The 18,194-nt window shown below is 41.0% G+C and carries 11 protein-coding genes; 7 read left to right on the top strand and 4 right to left on the bottom strand.

Features of this window, described 5'->3' with window-relative positions:
• The first annotated feature begins 153 nt into the window (after positions 1-153).
• The 3 genes from QZ076_RS10380 to QZ076_RS10370 are packed head-to-tail and all read left to right on the top strand — an operon-like array spanning position 154 to position 8,458.
• Positions 154-3,474, top strand: coding sequence for a TonB-dependent receptor (locus QZ076_RS10380; RefSeq protein WP_293713124.1), 3,321 nt, complete (start codon positions 154-156; stop codon positions 3,472-3,474).
• Between the two features lie 23 nt (positions 3,475-3,497).
• Positions 3,498-5,165, top strand: coding sequence for a RagB/SusD family nutrient uptake outer membrane protein (locus tag QZ076_RS10375; protein ID WP_293713122.1), 1,668 nt, complete (start codon positions 3,498-3,500; stop codon positions 5,163-5,165).
• A gap of 11 nt (positions 5,166-5,176) precedes the next feature.
• Positions 5,177-8,458 (top strand): glycoside hydrolase family 38 C-terminal domain-containing protein, encoded by a 3,282-nt coding sequence (locus tag QZ076_RS10370; RefSeq protein ID WP_293713119.1) that lies wholly within the window; start codon positions 5,177-5,179, stop codon positions 8,456-8,458.
• Between the two features lie 69 nt (positions 8,459-8,527).
• On the opposite strand, the gene QZ076_RS10365 is transcribed toward QZ076_RS10370, so the two are convergent.
• Positions 8,528-9,349, bottom strand: a complete 822-nt coding sequence (locus QZ076_RS10365) for a tetratricopeptide repeat protein (protein ID WP_293713117.1) — start codon at positions 9,347-9,349, stop codon at positions 8,528-8,530.
• 161 nt (positions 9,350-9,510) lie between these two features.
• On the opposite strand from QZ076_RS10365, the gene QZ076_RS10360 reads away from it, so the two are divergent.
• Positions 9,511-10,353 carry a mechanosensitive ion channel domain-containing protein gene (locus QZ076_RS10360; RefSeq protein WP_293713115.1) on the top strand — a complete coding sequence of 281 codons (843 nt, stop codon included), beginning with the start codon at positions 9,511-9,513 and terminating at the stop codon, positions 10,351-10,353.
• 228 nt (positions 10,354-10,581) lie between these two features.
• On the opposite strand, the gene QZ076_RS10355 is transcribed toward QZ076_RS10360, so the two are convergent.
• Positions 10,582-12,795 carry a RelA/SpoT family protein gene (locus QZ076_RS10355; protein WP_293713113.1) on the bottom strand — a complete coding sequence of 738 codons (2,214 nt, stop codon included), beginning with the start codon at positions 12,793-12,795 and terminating at the stop codon, positions 10,582-10,584.
• A 174-nt stretch (positions 12,796-12,969) separates the two neighbouring features.
• Between QZ076_RS10355 and QZ076_RS10350 the strand changes: the two genes are divergently transcribed.
• Positions 12,970-14,490 (top strand): DUF4301 family protein, encoded by a 1,521-nt coding sequence (locus tag QZ076_RS10350; RefSeq protein WP_293713111.1) that lies wholly within the window; start codon positions 12,970-12,972, stop codon positions 14,488-14,490.
• Between the two features lie 100 nt (positions 14,491-14,590).
• On the opposite strand, the gene QZ076_RS10345 is transcribed toward QZ076_RS10350, so the two are convergent.
• Complete coding sequence (locus QZ076_RS10345) at positions 14,591-15,904, bottom strand: Gfo/Idh/MocA family oxidoreductase (protein ID WP_293713109.1); 1,314 nt, start codon at positions 15,902-15,904, stop codon at positions 14,591-14,593.
• 192 nt (positions 15,905-16,096) lie between these two features.
• Here QZ076_RS10345 and QZ076_RS10340 point away from each other — a divergent pair, with 192 nt between their 5' ends.
• Together QZ076_RS10340 and QZ076_RS10335 are read left to right on the top strand one after the other, a co-directional pair.
• Entirely contained in the window at positions 16,097-17,191 is a 1,095-nt protein-coding gene (locus QZ076_RS10340) for a PCMD domain-containing protein (RefSeq protein WP_293713107.1), read from the top strand.
• Between the two features lie 13 nt (positions 17,192-17,204).
• Entirely contained in the window at positions 17,205-17,990 is a 786-nt protein-coding gene (locus QZ076_RS10335) for a porin family protein (RefSeq protein WP_293713105.1), read from the top strand.
• Positions 17,991-18,051: 61 nt separating this feature from the next.
• Here the strand turns inward: QZ076_RS10335 and QZ076_RS21990 are convergent, their stop codons facing one another.
• Positions 18,052-18,180 carry a helix-turn-helix domain-containing protein gene (locus tag QZ076_RS21990; RefSeq protein WP_365325338.1) on the bottom strand — a complete coding sequence of 43 codons (129 nt, stop codon included), beginning with the start codon at positions 18,178-18,180 and terminating at the stop codon, positions 18,052-18,054.
• Positions 18,181-18,194: the final 14 nt, after the last annotated feature.

Here is an 18,194-nt window from a genome sequence, read left to right as displayed (position 1 = left end):
CTTTTAAATCTGATAAAGCCTATGATATAGTAAAAAATTATTCGAAAATCAGGCAGATGCTGGTAACATCCGCCTGACAACTTTCTTGGTTAAAAATCAACTCTCTAATATAGCAACAGAGAGTCTCATATTAATTTAAAGCAATACAAACGTATGAAAAAAAAATCTAAGGAAAGGAACACTGTATCCTTTCTTAACAAAAATTTGTTCAGAAAAATGAAACTGATGCTGTTTTTGATCTTTGTTACCTTCTCTCAATTGTCAGCAGTAAATACTTATGCTCAAAGTGCAACTATTAATTTGCAACTTTCAAATGTGTCTTTAAAAGAAGCGATTAAAGCTATCGAGAAACAAACTGAATTTGTATTTTTCTACCGGACAGAAGAGCTGGATGTTACTAAAACAGTAAATCTTAATATTCATAATGGGAACATAGTTGAAGTATTAAATAAAACATTCAGTGATTATTCGTATCAGATAGAAAATAAAAAAATTTTATTGACACTCAAAGCAAATCAAAAAACTAATCAGATATCAGGAGTGGTAGCAGATATTACTGGTCTTCCGCTCATTGGGGCAAACATTGTACAAAAAGGTACCACAAATGGTGTCATTACAGATATGGACGGACACTTTTCTCTGGAAGTCCCTGCAAATTCGATCTTAGTAGTGACCTACATAGGATATCTCCCTTTGGAAGTTCGTGTATTGGGACAATCGAACTTAAATATTGTATTAAAAGAGGATGTAAAAGCAATTGAAGAAGTAGTGGTTGTTGGGTATGGTATTCAGAAAAAAGTAACAGCAACAGGTTCAGTTGGTAAAGTTGAAGGTAAAGAGCTCAGCAAAATGAATTCTGTAAATACATCAAAAACACTCCAGGGGCTATCTTCCGGGCTTACAGTCATCGATCGTGGAGGGGCACCGGGAAGCGATGACCCACAGATATTCTTAAGAGGTATAGGAACAACCGGATCTTCTACTCCACTAATTCTAGTTGATGGTGTTGAGATGAGTTTGAGTCAGGTTCCTAGCCAAGAGATAGAAAGTATCTCTGTATTGAAAGATGCAGCTTCCGCTTCTATTTATGGTTCACGAGCAGCTCATGGAGTAATTCTTGTAACAACCAAAAGAGGCAAAGTTGGCAAAATGAAATTATCATATAATGGATATATCGGTTTTCAGGATTTAGCAATAAGACCTAAACAGGTGGGTGCTCGTGAATATATGAATTTGGTGAATGAAGCAAGTAAAAATGCGGGAAAATCACCTTTGTATTCGGAGGATGTTATTGCTGCTACCGAAAGAGGTGATGATCCATTTAATTATCCATATGTAAATTATGTAGATGAAGTCTATAAAAAAACGTACATAACCCAACATACGGTTACGGTTTCGGGAGGAAATGAAAATGGTCGTCTTTTCACTTCATTTGACTATTTAGATCAACCCGGATTAATAAAAAACACAGAGTTTAAACGTTATAATTTTCGGATGAATGCTGATTTAAAAATTGGAAATATGTTGAGATTAAGTAGTGACATATCATACCGGCATTCAAATCGTCTATGGTCCAGTCAATTGGGTGATGCACAATATCATGCTTTTTCAATGAAGCCTACTACACCTGTTCGTTATGAAGATGGACGATATACCATAGATGATCAATTACAAAATCCTGTAGCGAACAGTGATATTGATGTTGCTGGTAGAAATGATTTTCAGACAGATAATATCTTAGGACAGGCGAAAGCTGAATTCGAACCTTTAAAAAATCTCATATTTACGGGAGTTGTCGCGTTGAATGGTTATTGGGATAGAAATAAAATACATAATAAGAATTACAAATTTTATAATGCTAATAATGAGTATATTAATCAATGGAATCCTCAAAATTCAGTTAGTGATACACGAAATAACAAATATGAACTGACATTGCGTTTTCTGGCTAATTACAATACTACTATCCGCAAAAAACACAGTCTGTATTTCTTATATGGTATGGAACAAATATCTTTTCGTAATTACTATTCTCATGCAGAACGAAGAGATTTAGTTTCTGATGCTTTACCGGATGTTTCTTTAGGGTCTGCAAATAATCAATTTTCATACGGATATCCTACATTAAGAGGAATAAATTCATTTTTCGGACGTATCAATTATGGGTATAAGGAAAAATATCTCTTTGAGGCCAATTTACGTACCGATGGTTCTTCCAGGTTTGCTAAAGGTAGTAAATGGGGAGTTTTCCCTTCAATATCAGGGGCGTGGAGGCTTTCGGAAGAATCATTTATGAAATCAATTGATTTTATAAGTAACCTTAAATTGAGAGCTTCGTGGGGAAGAACTGGTAATGAAAATATAGGTGAATTCCTATACATTCCACAATTCGGAACAGAAGATGTTGTAATGAATGGAAGTTTAGTTACAGCTGTCCGTCAGTCACAAATGGCAAATCCTGAAGTTACTTGGGAAACCGTCGAGCAATCCAATATAGGATTAGATTTTGCATTTTTTGATAACAGACTATTTGGTGAGCTTGACATTTATTCAAAGGATACAAAAGATATTCTTATTAATTTGGCTATTCCACAATTTATCGGATTAAGTGCTCCTCCACAAAATGCAGGTATCGTGCGTAATTCAGGGTTTGAAGCAATGCTAGGGTATAGAAAAAATGCAGGTGAATTTCAGTTTTCTACGATTTTGAATATTGCGTATAATAAAAATCGTTGGATTGACCGAGGCGGAGATGAAGCAAATATTGATGAATGGAATATTGAAAAAGTTGGATATGGTCTAAATTCATTTTACATATATCAAGCAGATGGATTAATTGCTAATGAAAAGGAACTCGCTGATTATAAAACAAAGTATAAATCTGATCCTCGCGGATTGGCTATATTAAAACCGGGAGATGTAAAATTAGTCGATGTAAATAATGATGGAACGATTGACCCTGAAGACAGACAAATATTTACAGGCAATTTCCCTAAATTTACATTTGGTCTTAATTTAAATGCTGAATATAAAAATTTTGATTTAAGTATCTTGTTACAGGGTATTGCGGGAGCAAACCGTTTCCTTTTTGGCAATTTATATGAAGGTCCGGCTTTTGAAGATTTTACTGGTATTCATTTTAGAGATCGCTGGACAGAGGAGAATCAAAATGGAAAAGCGTCTATTCCTAGACTAGAATCAGCTGATAATAAGAATATAAGAGGTGCTTATAATTCATTTTACCTCAAAAATATTACCTATTTGCGTTTGAAGAATTTGCAAATAGGATATACATTACCTAAAAGTATTGTAGATAAATTAATGGTAGATAATTTACGCGTGTACTTATCAGGGTCAAATTTATTGACTTTTAGTGGTTTATTTCAAGGTGAAGATCCGGAAATGTCGACAGGTTTACCTACAAATTTTCCACCCACGAAGATTGTTAATTTTGGAGTTAACATCATATTTTGATTAAACTAACAGAAAAAATAATTATGGAAACATATAATAGAAATAATATTTTTCATCTTTTGATGATATGCTTTGCCTGTTTAATGAGTGCTTGCAATAGCAATATTGATCTTGAACCTAAAGGGATAATAACTGCAGATGGTTTTTTTGCATCTCCCGAAGATTTTGAAAAGGCATTGAATGGAGTTTATACACGGATTAATACCGGTAGCTGCTACCAATGGTTAGATGCAACGACAGATGATGCTTTGGTGACACATAGCTGGAATGCAGGTTACCAACTGGGAAGAGGCATCGCAAATTCCACTTCCCCTTTCCCGGCTAATAAATGGTCACAAAATTATGTTGCAATTCAAAGGGCTAATAATATAATAAATAATATTGATACTTATAAATGGCCAGATGAAGCGAGTGATATAACAAGAAATAAGATACTGGGAGAAGCACGTACATTAAGAGCTTTTTTCTATCTGGACCAAGTTTGTTTATTTGGACGGATCATGTTTTATGAAATAAATCCGGCAACAGTTCTCGAAAGTGAAAATATTCCACAAATAGAAGATCCAAAAATTGTTTTTGATTTTATTTTGAAGGAACTGGAGGAAGCAATTATTGGACTACCTGAAAAATCTGAAAATAAATCAAAAATAGGACAAGCTGCAGCCCGATTATTGCGGGCTAGGGCTGCGGCTTATGCTGCCGGATATTTGAATGATAAATCGTATTTTAAAATAACATTGGCTGAAACTGCCGAATTATTAAAATCAGCTCCTAAACTGGGTGATTATGATAGTCTGTTTAAATTAGGTAATGAAAATATCGAGGAGGTTATATTAGTAAAGAGTTATTCTCCGGACGCCAGACATAGATGGGGAGATTGGTATAATAATTCGATTGGTGGATATTGTGTGACAACTCCAGTTAAAGCATTAGTTGATGCATATGAGTATATAATCCCTAAAAATCCAACAATGCCTTATGTCGGTAAAGATCCTCGTTTCTATTCTACGATCTATGCTCCCGGAATGCTTCTTCGTGATAAATATTATAATACAATTCCGGATAATACGGTGGAAAAAGATGGCAAAATTTATTTTGATCCATCCAAGGATTATGGCGTGCTTCAGGAATATGAAGTTTCGTATGGTGATGTATTGGGAGAACCTGGTGGAGGAGAATGGAATAAAACTACTACTGGATTCACTTATAAAAAATATAATTCGGAACCGGACACATGGTTTACATATAATTCATATATCGTATTTCGTTTTGCAGAAGCTTATTTATTAAGGGCAGAAGCTTTAGTAGAAACAGGTGGAAATGAATCAGAAGTAAAATCCTTATTAAAAATTTTGCGTGACCGTGCCGGAAATACAAATGATATAGACGAAGTATTAAAGACTAACTATAATAATAATTTGCTGAATATGGTCCGAAATGAACGACGTATTGAATTGGCCCAAGAAGGACTTCGACTTTTTGATATCCGTCGTTGGAAAATTCTGCTTGATGTAATGAACAAACCTATTGAAGGAATAGAATATCGTGATTTTTCCGGAACTACTCCCATCTGGAAAAAATATATACCTGCAGAACGTGAATCATTAACCGCCAGAGACTATTGGTGGCCTATTCCTCAGTCAGAAATAGACTTGAATAAAGGGCGGATCACTCAGAATAAGGATTGGTAAAAAGTATGCATATGAAGAATAAATTCATAAAGAAGGAACAATTGAAAATATCTCTCCTGATTGTATTCTTTTTTAATACTTTTTGGGGAGTCGCTCAAGTTGTAGAAACGGAACATATTCGCACCGGATGGCAATTTTCAAAAATTGTTTGCCCATCCAAAAGTGATGCCGCTTCACATTCGACAATAACATTGGCCGGAAATAAGGCATTACCATCTTGTTTGTCCTTAAAAGGATTACATAATGGGGTATTAGCTCAGGAATGTAGACTGGTTAGAGATTTCTTTTGTTTTACAAATCAAAATCCAAAAGGAGGACGGATAGTCATGGACTTAGGAAATATTATTCCAGTGAAGATGATCAATAGTTATTCTGCTCAAGGACCAGTAGGAGGTACAACCTGGTGTGAAGAATTCAAAGGAGAAGGCGGACCACAGGTTTATACGGTTTACGGCAGTTCTCTTAATAGTCCAAATCCAAATAACCTGACAACATCCGAATGGATAAAAATTGCAGAGGTAGATACTCGTCCTCTGCCGGACGAAGATTGGATTGGACAATATGGTGTAAATATTAAGGCTAAGAATAATGGGGTTCTAGGTAATTTCAGATGGATAGTCTGGGATGTGAAACCGACCTGCAAACCTAATATACATCCAGAGTGGACAAATACTTGGTATGCAGAATTAGATGTACATACGGATACATCTTTAGCTCATGCCGGAGACGCTATACCTGCAGGCTCTCAATTAGAAGAAATGATAGTCGTGTATAAAACACATTTTGATATAGGCTTCACACATCCTGCGCCGGAAATCGTAGATATCTATCGAACCAGTATGATTGATAAAGCTCTTGATATCATAGATGAATCTTATAAAATGCCAGCTGAAAAACGTTTCAGCTGGACAATACCATCCTGGGTCGCTTCTCAGATGTTATGGGAAGGACAAGAGCCGGATAGGAAGAAAAGAATTATAGATGCAATTAAAAATGGAAGTATTGTTGTTCATGGATTACCTGTAACACTCCATACAGAAAGTTTGAGTTTACAAGATCTGGTATTTGGCCTCTCTTTTAACAAAAAGCTCAGTCGAGAAATAGGAATTCCATTGTCGCGTTCGGGAAAATTAACAGATGTGCCTAGTCATTCTTGGATATGGCCAACGATCTTCAAGAACGCCGGAATGGATTTTCTACAAATCGGAGTAAATCCAACGAAAGAACGGCCAGATTTACCTTTATTATACTACTGGGAAGGTCCTGATAGTAGCCGTTTGCTTACAATGCATTCACAAGGATATGGTTCTGACACAGAATTTGGGCATGGTTTATATCCTCCGGTAGATTGGCCCTATAAACATTGGCTGGCCATGCTGGTTACATCCGATAATGCCGGACCACCTCAAATAAAAGATATTCAAAATGTATTGGACGAAGCTGCCCGTAACTTACCCGGAGTAAGAGTACGTTTTGGCAAAATGGATGACTTTGCTGATGCTATTTTTAAAGAAGAGAAGAATGGAGCAACTATTCCTGTTATACGTGCAGATATGCCAGATCGTTGGATACATGGGCTAGCCACAATGCCGGTAGCCGAATCGATTGCACATAAGGTACGTGAAGAAATAGTATCAATGGAAATATTAAATTCACATACTCAAGAGTGGGGAATGTCTAACCTTGATATTCGAAATGAATTGTTTCATGCCCACGAACAGAGTTTAATGTATGGTGAACATACGTTTGGAGGGGCAAAAAACTTATCTGGCAAAAATGTGTATGCACTTGAAAATTTCGAAGATTATATAAAAAAAGATGAAAGATGTATTTGGCTGACAAAAACTTGGGATGATCATTTTAATTATATAAGGGAGGCTGCAAAAATAACAGATTCACTTGTGACTAATGCTATGGAAGAATTAGCTCTTGCTGTTAGCACGAAAGGGAAACATATTGTTGTTTATAATCCTCTTCCTTATAAACGAGATGCAATTGTTGAAGTACCCAATTCTGGAGGTAAGCAAATAGTCGCAAAAAATATCCCACCATGCGGTTATAAAACATATAAATTGGATGAAAATAAATTCAATGTTGAAAGTTCTTCTGATCTAGAAAATAAAATAATAGAAAACAGATTTCTTAAGATTGAGGTAGATCGTAAACGGGGGGGGATCATTTCTGTTATCAATAAGGAAGATGGTCGTGAATTAATAGATTCAAGTGCAGACTATGCATTTGGACAATATTATTATCAGCGTTTTGACAGCGTTCAGAATTATAATTATCACATTGCAGTGAGTCATTTAAATTCAGTTTATGGTTCAAATGGCAGTGGGGATTGGGGATGGAACACTCGTGCTGACCTTCCTTCATCACCGGCTTATCAACATGCGGTACCGGAATATGAGAAAATGAATTTTCGAGAAACTCCAGTTGGTATGGAGGTTACCTTGCAAGCTTCTCCACAGGGTATTATTCGATCGAGAGTAACAGTAGCTATTACATTGCCAAACGATTTTCCATGGTTTGAGATTGAAGTACGGCTGGACGATAAAAAACCGGATTACTGGCCGGAAGCAGGTTCGGTTTATCTACCAGTAAAAGCTGAAACTCCGCAGTATAGAGTAGGACGCTTAGGAGCAATGGTGGATCCTTTTAAGGATTTTGTAAGTGGTAGTAATCGTACTTTTGGATATGTTAATACAGGAACTCTTATTGCAGATAAAACAGGTGTAGGAGTTGGTATTTGTCCGTTAGATCATGGCATTGTGAGTTTTGGTGATAAAGGTCTTTGTATGATTGATGATAATTATGTTCCTGACAAACCCACAGCGTTGATCAATATGTATAATAACATCTGGACTATTAATTTCCCATATTGGATACAAGGAAGTCTGAGTTCTAAAGTTCGTGTATGGGCAACAGATAATTTACAGCCAGAGAGCTTGATTATACCTGCAACAGAAGCTCTATCTCCGGTTTTAACGGGATATGCCGATAATGGTTCCGGACTTTTGCAAGATATCGGAATTGGAATGCAATTCTCCCGCCTGGGGGTAAAAGTCATCTCATTCACACGTGATTCAGAAGGGCAGGATATATTACAGCTGTGGGAAACAATTGGTAAATCTGAAAATTTAACAATTACAATGCCTGAAAATTCAAAGTTTGTAGAGGCTATTCCTATTGATTTAAGGGGAATGACAGTGGGTAATCCTATCCCAATTGTAGCAGGAAAACTAACATTTAATTTGAAGGCTTATTCTCCTGCTGGATTTGTTCTCAAATAAATATCTAAAATATCTTATTTAGATTCCAAGGGCTTGTCCGACTTTTTGGACAAGCCCCTTTCTTTTCTATCATTTTGTCATCTTCATCAATTCTTCGATGACTGTTTGGTCGTATCCCATTTCGAGTGCTTTTTGAAAGTCGTTGGCGGCAGACTCCTTTTCGTATTGGGCCAGTTTAACTTTACCTCTTAATACATATAAGGAAGCACCAGGTGTGCTTTCAGAAAAAACTTTGCTGATATCAGCCATGGCCCGTGCATTCTTTCCCATCATAAAATAAACATCTGCACGTCCTTCATACAAAAGCCAGTCGCGGGGCATCTGGCTGATCAGGTAGTTGAATATCTTTTCGCTTTCATCATAATTGCCACGCATCTTTTCAAGGATGGCATGTCCCAGACGGGCACGTACCGACTTCTCGTTGATCTCCATGATCTTGTCGAAATCCTGTTCGGCCCAGATATAATTCTTCTTTTGTATATAGATCAATCCCCGGCAGTAAAGAGCCTCTTCGTTTGTCGGTTCTTCGATGAGGAGGGCGTTGTAATCGTTCAAAGCCTTTTCCGTTTCACCCATTTCGGAGTATAACGAAGCACGGTTTTCGAGGATTGTCGGGTTATTGGGGCGTCCGCTTAGTGCGGCCGTATAGGAGAGCAGGGCCTCTTCTAGTTTTCCCTGCCGGCGTTGTATGCTTCCCAAATTGGTTAATAATGCGTAGTTCATCGGGTTACCAGGTTCTTTGCGCATGGCCGAGCGCAGACTTTCTTCGGCAGATACCAGATCTTTCTTGTCGAGGAAATCGTAACTCTTTTCAATCAACTCTTCATAAGATTGAGCGTAACTGCTTGCTGCCATCAATAGGAAGACAATGAATATCGGAAGTAGTCTCATTCTGTTGTTTTTATCTGTTATTTGGAATGGATGCAAAGCTACGTAAATATATTGTTCGGGCGCCGGATTAAAAAAACTTTATACCTTTGCCACATTTTATAAGACTTTTGGGGACTTTGATTGTTATAAGATAAAAGTGTTTAATTAAAAATGATAGATTTATGATATTATTAGATGTGTTGGCGTCCAATCCGAGATTGGAAGGTTTTATTAATTCCCTGATAGAGCAGGGTAGTCATTTAGGGTGGACAATAATCAAAGCTGTAATCGTATTTATTGTAGGACGGTTTATTATCCGGATGATAAACAAACTCGTTCGTCGTATTCTAACCAAGCGTGATTTCGATCCGTCGGTGAAGACCTTTGTCGGAAGTCTTGTCAATGTAACCTTGATGGTGCTATTGATCATCTCGGTGGTCGGTGCACTGGGTGTACAGACAACTTCGTTCGCTGCGCTGTTGGCCTCTGCCGGTGTAGCCATCGGTATGGCACTCAGCGGAAACCTGTCGAACTTTGCCGGAGGATTGATCATATTACTTTTCAAGCCTTATAAGGTAGGCGATTATATCGAGTCGCAAGGTGTCGGAGGTACAGTAAGGGAAATTCAGATTTTCCATACGATCCTCCTTACGGCAGACAATAAAAATATATTTATCCCTAACGGTTCGTTGAGCAGCGGTGTCGTTACCAACATCGGTAATGAACCAACCCGCCGCGTAGAGTGGACTTTCGGAGTAGATTACGGTAGCGATTTTAATCATGTTAAAAGTGTGATCGAGTCTGTATTGGCAAAGGATACACGTATAATGAATGAACCGGCTCCCTTCATCGCTTTGAGTGCACTGGCCGGCAGTAGCGTAAATATCGTAGTGCGTACCTGGGTGAAAAGTTCCGATTACTGGGGTGTTTATTTTGATACCAATAAGGCTATTTATGAAACATTTAATGCTGAAGGTATCGGTTTCCCGTTCCCGCAACTTACCGTACATCAGGCAAAAGACTAACTTGTCCTTAAAATAAATCTTTTTGTTCAATAATCGCTGGATTTGGTTCGGTGAGGATATATTCTTAAAAAAGTAGAACAAAAAGATTTATCTTTGTCTTTCAGAAAATTTATTGAAGAGTATGGATTTGTATAAAAATATATAGAACTTTATTTTATTACTTTAGTATTAATTTATTGATTATAAAAAGATGAAAAAGGCTCGCCATTTGTGGACGAGCCTTTTTTCTTATGAGTTCAGGCGGTCTACCGTTTTAACTCCTTTGACGGCTTTTATCTTTTTGACCAGCATATTCAGCGAATGGGTGTCCCTTACCAGTACGGCGAAGTTCCCCTGGAAGATACCGTCTACCGAGTCGATATTCAGCGAACGGAGCGTAACATTGTTTTCTTTCCCTATCACAGAGGTAATGTTTGTTACGATCGTGATGTCGTCACGCCCGATCACCCGCAATGTGACGATGTAGCCATTATCTCCTTTTCCACTCCATTTGGCCCGGATGATACGATAACCGAAACGGCTGAACATCTCCTGTGCATTCGGACAATCCAGGCGGTGTATCTTGATACCCTGTGTGGAAACAAATCCGAAAACATCATCCCCATAGATCGGATTACAACATTTGGCTAGTTTGTATTCTATGCCCGTCAGGTTCTTATCGATCACAAGCACATCCTTGTTCGTGGATATCTCTTCTACTTCGGTGGTCTTGATATACTCTTCGGCACTACGCACTTCCGAGCGTTCGTTCGCTTCAGTTTCCTTCCGTACATATTCCTGATATTCGTCAATCACATTGTTGGCATCCAGCCGTTCTTCTGCTATTTCAATATAGAAGTCGGTGACGGTCTTAAAGCCTTTTTTCTTAATGTAACGCATCAGGTAAGGTTCGTCCATCTCGATCTTCCGGTTTTTGAAACGGCGTTGCAGCATTTCCTTGGCAAAGTCGACCGCTTTGGCTGTCTCTTCCCTCAGTGCCTGCTTGATCTTTACCCGGGCTTTGGAGGTGACGACGATATTCAGCCAGTCGCGTTTCGGCGACTGCGTAGGGGAGGTGACGATCGACACCGTGTCGCCGTTATGAAGTACATATTTAATAGGTACGTTCTTCTCGTTAACTTTGGCCGACACGCATTTACTACCCAGCTTCGAGTGGATGGCAAAGGCAAAGTCGAGCACAGTAGCCCCTTTGGCCAGTTTGATCAGTTCGCCGGTAGGAGTGAAGACATATATCTCGTCTTTGTACAGGTCCATCTTGAAGTCCTGCATCAGATCGAGCGGATTGTTCTCTTTCTCTTCAAGGGCTGCACGGACAGTGTTGAGGAACTCGTCCAGTCCGCTTTCGGCTTTTACCCCTTTATATTTCCAGTGGGCAGCTAGTCCCCGCTCGGCGATCTCGTCCATACGGCGGGTACGAATCTGCACTTCCACCCATTTATTCTGTGGCCCCATTACCGTGATATGAAGACTTTCGTATCCATTCGTCTTCGGGATGGAAATCCAGTCTTTCATACGGTTCGGGTTAGGCTGGTACATATCAGTTATGATCGAGTAGACCTGCCAGCAGTCCGAACGCTCCTTTTCCAAAGGAGTATCCAGTACGACACGGATAGCGAACAAATCATAAATCCCTTCAAATTCAATCTTTTGCTTTTTCAACTTGTTGTTGATGGAATGGATTGACTTCGTACGTCCTTTGATATCGAACTTCAGACCTATTTCCTGCAACTTCTTCTTGATAGGAGCGATAAACTCGGCAATATAGATATCGCGCGAACGTTTCGTCTCGTTCAGCTTTTTCTTGATGAAGTCGAACTGCTTCGGGTCGGTATATTTCAGCGACAGGTCTTCCAGTTCGCTTTTGATTTTGTACAATCCCAGACGGTGGGCCAGCGGGGCATACAGATACGATGCTTCGGTAGCCAACCGCAAACGGTCGTCTTCTTTCAGCTGTTTACCCAGGCGCATCAGGCAAAGGCGGTCGGCAATCATGATCAGGATCACCCTGACATCTTCTGCAAAAGAGAAGAGCAGGTGATGGAAGTTCTCGGAGTTGACAGCCGTATTGCGTGCATACAGGTCGGATGTTTTCAATAGCCGGCGGATGATCAGCGTCACGTCCTCATCGAATGTTTTCTCGACTTCCTCCAGCGTCACGACTTTTTTCAGTACAGGCCGATAGAGCAGGAGTGCGATAACGGATGTCCGTTTCAGGCCGATCTCCGTTGTTGCGATCAGGGCGGTATTTATATTGCGAATCAAGCCGTTGATGCCGTTCTTGTCTCTTCCGTAACAGTCGAGGGCGACAACACGCTGCATCAACTCTTTCATTTTTCGTATATCCTCTTTCTGTAAAAACGAATAAAGGCTACGTACTAATTGTCTGTATTTCGAGAAGAAATCTTTTCTCTCCTCCTCAGTAAAGAACGGTTGTATATCCATAGTTGCGTCTCTTTTTTTACTGCCCATTTGAGGACAGGCCGTAAAACATACTGTAAAAGTATCTTTTTTCTCCGAATATCAATGCTATTCTAATGGTATTTTTATACATTTGCGAGAAGCATAGGCCCGGAAGGGGCCGAAATGGATAAGAATACTAATTTAAAAAGATATGCTATGTTAAACGCAAACGATTTAAAACAGCTGGCGGATAAAGGGATCAGCGAACAGCAGATTGAAGAACAGTTAGCTTGTTTCGTAAAAGGCTTTCCTTACCTTGAGATTGCCGCTTCGGCTTCGGTAGAAAAAGGAATAATGGTTGTTTCGCAGGAAGCTCAGGCCACCTATATGGATGCTTGGGATGCTTACCTGGCTAAAAATAAACGGATCCTTAAGTTCGTTCCGGCGTCGGGTGCTGCCAGCCGTATGTTTAAGAACCTCTACGAGTTCCTGTCTGCTGCCTATGACGTGCCGACGACTGACTTTGAAAAGAAGTTCTTCAATGAAATCACCCGTTTCGCTTTCTATGATGAATTGAATGCCGCTTGTCTGGCTAACGACGGAAAAGATATTCCCGCCCTGATCGCATCCGGTAATTATAAAGCTGTAGTATCAAACCTGTTGGATGAAAAGGGATTGAACTACGGACAATTACCCAAAGGTTTACTTCTGTTCCATAAGACGGCCGACAAGGTACGCACTTCTATGGAAGAACATCTGGCCGAAGGTGCCATGTATGCTAAGAACAATGCCGGCGAAGTAAATATCCATTTCACCGTATCTCCCGAACATAAAGCCTTGTTCGAGAAACTGGTGAATGAAAAGAAACACGAATACGAAGAAAAATTCTCCGTTGCATACGATATCTCTTTCAGCGTACAGAAACCGAGTACCGACACGGTTGCTGCCGATATGGAAAATAATCCTTTCCGCGACAAGAACGACAAACTGTTGTTCCGTCCCGGTGGCCACGGTGCACTGATCGAAAACCTGAACGATATAGATGCTGATGTCGTATTCGTAAAGAACATCGACAATGTGGTTCCCGACAGTTTCAAATGTTCGACCGTAATCTTCAAGAAAGTAATTGCCGGTGTACTGGTTACATTGCAGGAACGCATCTTCAACTATCTCGACCTGATCGAAACCGGCAAATACACACACGACCAGGTAGAAGAAATGATCCAGTTCCTTCAGAACGATCTCTGTGTGAAGAACCCGGAAATGAAATTGCTGGAAGATGCTGAACTGATCCTTTATATTAAAGGTAAGTTGCTGCGTCCGTTGCGCGTTTGCGGTATGGTGAAGAATGTGGGCGAACCGGGCGGTGGTCCGTTCCTGGCAGTCAATCCCGACGGCACAGTATCTTTGCAGATATTGGAAAGTTCCCAGATCGACCTGAAAGACCCGGCCAAGAAAGCTATGTTCGAACAAGGTACCCACTTTAACCCCGTTGACCTGGTATGTGCCCTTAAGAACCATAAAGGTGAAAAATATAATTTACCGGAATATGTAGATAAGAATACCGGCTTTATCTCTTACAAGAGTAAAGACGGACGCGATCTGAAAGCGTTGGAATTGCCCGGCCTGTGGAACGGCGCAATGAGCGACTGGAACACGATCTTCGTAGAAGTCCCTATCGAAACATTCAACCCGGTAAAGACAGTGAACGACTTATTACGTCCCGAGCATCAGTAATTGGGTCGATGCCATAATAAGAATAAGGTTTAATAGAAGAAAGGCGGACTCGTGAGGGCCCGCCTTTTTGTTATCTTTTGATTATCTGTTGTTTTCAATATTATATCTTCGGTAATTCCCACGGAGCGCGGTATTCCTTACATAAATATTTATCCGCTTCTGCATCATGGAAGCTCGTTCCGTCCCACGAAAGTTTCTTTCCGGTACGATAGGCGATGTTACCCAGTTGGGAGAATTTAGCGATATGGGCACCGATCTCGATACTTGCATTACAGTTACGGTTGCGTGACTTGATGCATTCCAGATGGTTCTTTACATGCAGGTTCAGACCGCCTTCGCCATAGGCTTTCTTCAGGGCTACGGCTTCCATGCGGGCTTTGCCGTTTACTTTTTCGGGGATCACTTCCCAGCCGCCGCGGTCGATAACCAGTGTGCCGTTTTCGCCTACGAAGCCGAGTCCGTGGTTGCGTCCGTAAGCGCCGTCGTCTATACCAATGGCATGATCCCACATCACGGTGAAGTCGTCGAACGTATAAATTGTTTGGAGCAGGTCGGGAGTTTCGCAGGCATCATCCGGATAACCGAATTTGCCGCCCGAAGCCATGATGGAGTTCGGAGCCGTTACATTCATGCCGTAAAGTGCATAATCCAATAGGTGAACGCCCCAGTCTGTCATCAGTCCCCCGGCATAATCCCAGAACCAGCGGAAAGTGAAATGGAAACGGTTACGGTTGAACGGACGCTGAGGTGCCGGACCGAGCCACATGTCGTAATCGACACCTGCCGGAACGGGTTCGTCGGCCACAACGGGGATCGACGGGCACCATCCCTGGTAAGAGAAAACTCTTACGGTACGTATCTTACCCAGCTGTCCACTATGCACGAAAGCCATTGCATCCTGCCAGTGAGGATCGCTGCGTTGCCATTGGCCGACCTGCACGACACGGTTGTATTTTTCGGCGGCACGTACCATAATGTTACATTCTTCGATGCTGTTACCCAGCGGTTTCTCGCAATAAACGTCTTTACCGGCTTCACAGGCGGCTACCATCTGAAGGCAGTGCCAATGGTCGGGCGTACCGACGATAACGACGTCTACATCTTTGTTGTCGATCAGCTTCCGCCAGTCTTTGTAGAGGTGTTTTACCTTCTTTCCGGTCAGCTTTTGCGTCTCGGCTGCCCTGTCGTTTAACACTTTTTTATCAATATCGGCTAGTGCGATACATTCTACTTCCGGATTACGGAGGAAGGCCTGCAAATCTGAAAAGCCCATCCCTTTGCAACCGATCAGGCCGACACGGATTTTGTCGTTGGCACCCACCGGGTTACCACCGGCTTTAATAAAGAAAGGATTCATAGAAAGTCCGGCTCCCAGGATTGCTGCCTGCCGGATAAAATCTCTGCGTGTTGTCATGGTCTATATGAATTAATAGTAAAGATACACTCTTGTTAGCTAGACGTCAAAAGTAGGAATAAAGCCTGGTTTACCCCAATAAAATATGTAATAAATATATAATGTAGTGTACAAATCCGAAAAAGCGAAGTAAATTTGCACTTGCTCTCGGCGAAGAGCGATGTAAAGAGTATCCACCAAAAATGAAACAAAATGAAGCTGACACGCTTATTAACTTGTCTTTTATTATGTGTTATGGGGATGTCCTGTATACAGGACGAAGCTCCTAATGCGGAAGCCGATATCGTGGTTTGCACGGTTCCGGCTGATATATTACGACGCGAACCGATTATTGACAACGATAAGATAACCTTGATGGTTAAAGCCAATACCGACTTGTCGAAGCAGGCTCCTGAGTTTACACTGACACCGGGTGCAACAATTTCCCCGGCCAGTGGTACGACACTCGACTTTAATTCCCCCCAGTTCTATACCGTTACTTCCGAGGACGGGAAATGGAAAAAGCGTTATGAAGTAATTTATATCGTTACGGGTATCGGTACGGAATATCATTTTGAAGATGTGAAACATGGCGGTAATGCCGGTTATGATATATTCTATGAATCTGACGGTAACGGCGGTAGCATCATGGATTGGGCCAGCGGTAACCCCGGCTTTGCCTTTACGGATATGAGTGCCCCACGTGAAAATTATCCTACGATGTCGTCGAATGACGGTTATAAAGGAAAATGTGCCATGCTGGTGACTCGTTCGACTGGAAAGTTTGGGGCGGATGTAGGAATGCCGATTGCTGCCGGAAACTTATTCATGGGTACATTCGATATGCTTAGTGCTATTACGGATGCTTTGAAGGCGACTAAATTCGGTATGCCGTTCGAACATGTGCCGACTTACTTAACAGGATATTATAAATATAAAGCGGGAACGGAATTTTCCGAGTCAGGTAAGATCGTACAGGGAAAGAAAGATATGTTCGATATATATGCTATCTTCTATGAAACCAGTGAAACAGTGAGGACGCTCGATGGAACAAATAATTTCACGCATCCGAACCTGGTATCGATCGCACGTATCGAAGATGCTAAGGAAACGGACGAATGGACGCAGTTCTATCTTCCTTTCAAAACCCTTCCGGGCAAGACGGTAGATAAAGCGAAGCTGGAAGCCGGACAGTATAACGTTGCCATTGTCTTTTCTTCAAGTATAGAAGGTAATTTGTTTAACGGTGCGGTAGGTAGTACATTATATATAGATGAAGTTGAATTGATCCATTCTGTGGAAGAATAAACCTGATAGAAATATGAGAAACAATCGATTTATAAGTATTCTGAGTCTGTTATTATTAGTGTCTGTCACTCTTTCGGCTCAGAAAGACCGGAATCAGGGGATCATCAAGTCATCGTTGATCGGTCTGGAGTATGAAGTAAAAGCCGGTTTGAGTATCGGTGGTACAGCTCCTATTCCGTTGCCTGAAGAGATACGCTCTATCGACAGTTATAACCCGACTTTGCAGGTTGCTATCGAAGGGAATGTAACGAAATGGCTCGACCCTGCCCGTACCTGGGGTGTTATGGTTGCCTTGCGTCTTGAAACGAAGGGGATGAAAACGGATGCACGTGTGAAGAATTATAAGATGGAGATTATCGGTGATGGCGGCGAGCTGATGAAAGGCTATTGGACGGGACAGGTAAAGACCAAAGTCAACAATTCCTACCTGACTGTTCCTGTATTGGCTGCCTGGCGTGTCTCTCCCCGTTGGAAACTGAACCTCGGTCCGTACGTATCTTACCGCCTGGAAGGTGACTTCACCGGAAGCGTGTATGATGGTTACCTGCGTGAGAATGATCCGACTGGCAACAAAGTAAACTTTGAGGAGGGTAAAAGTGCTCCTTACGATTTCTCGAAAGACCTGCGCCGCTTCCAGTGGGGTATGCAGCTCGGTGGTGAATGGAAAGCTTTCAAACACCTGAATGTGTATGCCGATCTGACCTGGGGGTTGAATGATATCTTTAAGAAAGACTTCGATACGATCACTTTCGCCATGTATCCGATTTATCTGAATGTAGGTTTCGGGTACGCGTTTTAAAAGAAGTTGCTGATTCATAATATAAGCGGAGAGTTTCAAATGAAGCTTCTCCGCTTTTTATTTACTCATTGTCTTTCTTCGCATCCTGCCTGTATTGGGATGGCGGCATTCCTTTGATCTGTTTAAACATGGTACTAAAATGACGGGGATATTCGAAACCGACGGCTTCGGATATTTCCGTGATGTTCATGGTGGAACTGATCA

It is taken from the genome of uncultured Parabacteroides sp., assembly GCF_905196875.1.
Classification (GTDB): Bacteria; Bacteroidota; Bacteroidia; order Bacteroidales; family Tannerellaceae; genus Parabacteroides.
This window is presented reverse-complemented; position numbering and strand designations above follow the sequence as displayed.